The organism is Micromonospora sp. DT46, from assembly GCF_049841735.1.
Lineage (GTDB): Bacteria > Actinomycetota > Actinomycetes > Mycobacteriales > Micromonosporaceae > Micromonospora > Micromonospora reichwaldensis.
The window spans coordinates 1-3,772 of record NZ_JBNCKW010000022.1 but is presented as its reverse complement, the minus strand read 5'-3'; the positions used below and the strand labels follow the sequence as shown (position 1 = coordinate 3,772).

1 protein-coding gene is annotated in these 3,772 nt (G+C 73.4%); it reads right to left on the bottom strand.

The features are described from left to right. On the bottom strand, window positions 1-3,772 hold a 3,772-nt coding region (locus ACLQ20_RS31290; protein ID WP_425858368.1), incomplete at both ends, for a beta-ketoacyl synthase N-terminal-like domain-containing protein.

The window sequence follows — 3,772 nt, the reverse complement described above, 5'->3', positions numbered from 1 at the left end:
GCAAATCCACCAAACCACCCCACCGCAACGGCACCTCCAAACCCACCACCCGACCCAAACCCCACACCGCAGCACCCGCGACATCCGCCAGCTCGTCCGAGCCGCCGACCGACACCGCCCCACGCGTCAGCCACCACAGCCGGCCCGACCCACCGACGTCGGTCAGCGCCTGCACCACGGCCAGCGCCGTCGACACCTCGGCGGCGGCCGGAACCGGGGACTCCTCCCGCGGCTCGGCCAGCGACAGCAGGGACACCACGTGGGCGTCCCGGTCGTCGGAGCCCATCGCCTCCCGCAGCAGCCGCGCCACCCGGTCGCGGTCGGCGCCGGCCGGGACCAGCACCGGGACCGCCCGGTCGGCCCGGGCGGCCAGCGCCGCGGCCACCGGGTGGTCCTCCTGCCCGGGCGCCATCAGCAGCAGCCAGGTCCCCGCCAACGTCGCGGAGTCCGGCACGGCGGCCGTACGCCACGTCGCCCGGTACCGCCAGGAGTCGACGACGGCCCGCTGCTGCGTCGCCCGCCGCCACCGGGCGAGCTTGGGCAGCAGCGCCGTGGACGGCTCGTCCGCGCCCACGGCGAGCTCCTCGCCCAGCACGCCGAGGTCCCCGGACTCGACCGCCGCCCAGAACTGCTCGTCGGACGGGGCGCCGGCCCGCTCCGGAGCCGCGCCGGGCTGGGGGTCCTCCAGCCAGTAGCGCTGCCGGTCGAAGGCGTAGGTGGGCAGTTCCACCGCGCGCGGCCGGGCGCCGGTCTGGCCGAGGTACGCCGCCCAGTCGACGGCCACGCCAGCGGCCCAGAGCTGCCCGACGGCGTTGGTGAGGGTGGTGACGTCGGGCTGGCTGCGGCGCAGCGTGGCGACGTACCGCACCTCGTCGGCAGTGTCCGCCTCGGCGGCCATGGCGGTGAGGACCGCGTCGGGGCCGACCTCCAGGAAGGTGTCCACCCCCAGCGCCCGCAACGCCGCCACACCGTCGGCGAAGCGCACCGGCTGCCGCACGTGCCGCACCCAGTAGCCGGGCTCGGTGATCTCTGCGGCGTCCGCCACCGCGCCCGTCACGTTCGACACGATCGGCACCCGCGGCGACCGCCACTCCAGCCCCGCCACCACCGACCCGAACTCGTCCAGCATCGGCTCCATCAGGCGGGAGTGGAACGCGTGACTGACCGCGAGCTCCTTCGTCCGCCAACCCCGCTCACGGGCGGCCGCCACCACCGACGCCACCTCGGCGGCGGCACCCGAGACCACCACCGACGCGGGGCCGTTGACCGCCGCGACGTCCACGGCCGCACCCGACGCGCCGATCAGCTCGGCGACAGCCTCCTCCGATGCGCCGACGGCCGCCATCACACCGCCGGCCGGCAGCGCCTGCATCAACCTGCCCCGTGCCGCCACCAGCGTGCACGCATCCGCCAGCGACAACACCCCCGACACGTACGCCGCCGTCACCTCACCGATCGAGTGACCCGCCAGGAAGTCGGCCCGCACACCCCACGACGAGAGCAGCTCCCACAACGCCACCTCGACCGCGAACAACCCCGCCTGCGCAAAGACGGTCTGATCCAACAGAGCAGCAGCTTCCGAACCCGCCTCCGCGAACACCACCTCGCGCAGAGCACGCGGCAGCAAGCCGTCGAACCGGGCGCACACCGCGTCGAACGACGCCGCGAAGACGGGGAACGCGTCGTACAGCTCCCGGCCCATGCCCACGCGCTGCGAACCCTGCCCCGTGAACAACACCGCCCGGCGGCCCGCCGACACCACACCCGAGACGTGGCCCTCGGCCACCGTCGCGAGGCCTGCCGCCAGCTCGTCCACGTCCGAGCCCCACACGACCGCCCGGTGCTCCAACGCCGCCCGGGTGGTCGCCAACGACCACGACACATCCGCCACCGCAAGGCCGGACCGGGACCGCACGAACGACGCCAACCGCCCCGCCTGACCCGCCAGACCCCGCTCGGAGCGACCCGAGACCACCCACGGCACCGGCAACCCGACGGGCGTGACCGGCGCGACCTGAGCGGACGCCGGCTCCGGCTCCGGCTCCGGCTGCTCGATGATCACGTGCGCGTTCGTGCCGGAGATACCGAACGACGACACACCCGCCCGCCGAGGACGCCCCGCCCCCGGCCAGACCCGCGACGCCGTCACCAACTCCACCGCACCCGACGACCAGTCCACATGCGACGACGGCGCATCCACGTGCAAGGTCGCCGGCACCATCCCATGCCGCATCGCCAAGACCATCTTGATGATCCCGGCCACCCCCGCAGCCGCCTGCGTGTGACCGATGTTCGACTTCACCGACCCCAACAACAACGGCACATCCCGACCCTGCCCATACGTCGCCAACAACGCCTGAGCCTCAATCGGATCACCCAACGACGTACCCGTACCGTGCGCCTCCACCACATCCACATCAACCGCCGACAAACCCGCAGACGCAAGAGCCTGCCGGATCACCCGCTGCTGCGAGGGGCCGTTCGGCGCCGTCAACCCGTTCGACGCACCATCCTGATTCACCGCCGAACCCCGCACCACCGCCAGCACCCGGCGGCCGTCGCGCCGCGCGTCCGACAGGCGCTGCACCAGCAGCACACCGACGCCCTCGGACCAGCCCGTGCCGTCTGCGGCGTCCGAGAACGACTTGCAGCGGCCGTCGGCGGACAGGCCGCCCTGGATCGAGAACTCGGCGAACGTGCCCGGTGAGGCCATCACGGTGACGCCGCCGGCCAGGGCCAGGTCGCACTCGCCCGACCGCAGCGCCTGCGCCGCGAGGTGCAACGCGACCAGCGACGACGAACACGCCGTGTCCACCGTCACCGCCGGGCCCTCGAAACCGAACGAGTACGCCACCCGACCCGACAACACGCTTGTCGCGTTGCCGGTGAGCAGGTGGCCGCCGACCTCCTGGGCCCGACCGACCGACCCGCTGGCGTACCCCTGGAAGCTGGCCCCGGCGAAGACGCCGACCGCGCCACCCCGCAGGCTGGTCGGATCGATGCCCGCCGACTCGACGGCCTCCCACGACGTTTCCAGCAGCAGCCGCTGCTGCGGGTCCATGGCGAGGGCCTCGCGTGGTGAGATGCCGAAGAACTCGGCGTCGAACTCACCGGCGTCGTAGACGAAGCCGCCCCTGCGGGCGAAGGACGTGTCGGACAGGCCGCTGCTGAGGAAGCTGTCCCAGCCCCGGTCGAGGGGGAACTCGGAGATGCCGTCGCGTCCCGTGGAGAGCAGTTGCCACAGTTCTTCCGGGGACGCGACGCCACCCGGGAGGCGGCAGCCCATCCCGACGATCACGATCGGGTCGTCGTCCACGGTGGCGACCCTGCGGTCGGCCGGCGCGTCACCCGATGCTCCGAGCACGGTCTCCCGGATGAAGGCGACCAGGGCGGCCGGCGTCGGGTGGTCGAAGACCAGGGTGGAGGGCAACGCGAGGCCCGTCTCGGCGGTCAGCCGGTTGCGCAGCTCGACGGCGGTGAGCGAGTCGAAGCCGAGACGCTGGAACGCCCGGTCCGGCCGCACCGCCTCCACGGTGGCGTGGCCGAGCACCGTGGCGACCTGGGAGCGGACGAGGTCCAGGAGGGACGCCTCGACCTCCGGCGGCGTCAGGGCCGCGAGCCGCTCGCGCAGTGCGGAGGCCCGGTCGGTGGGGCCGGTCTCGGCTCGGGCCGCCGCCTCGATCGCCGCCTGTGCCTCGGGGATGTCGGTGAACAGACGCGACGGACGCAACGCCGTGAACGACGGCACAAACCGATCCCACCGCACATCCGC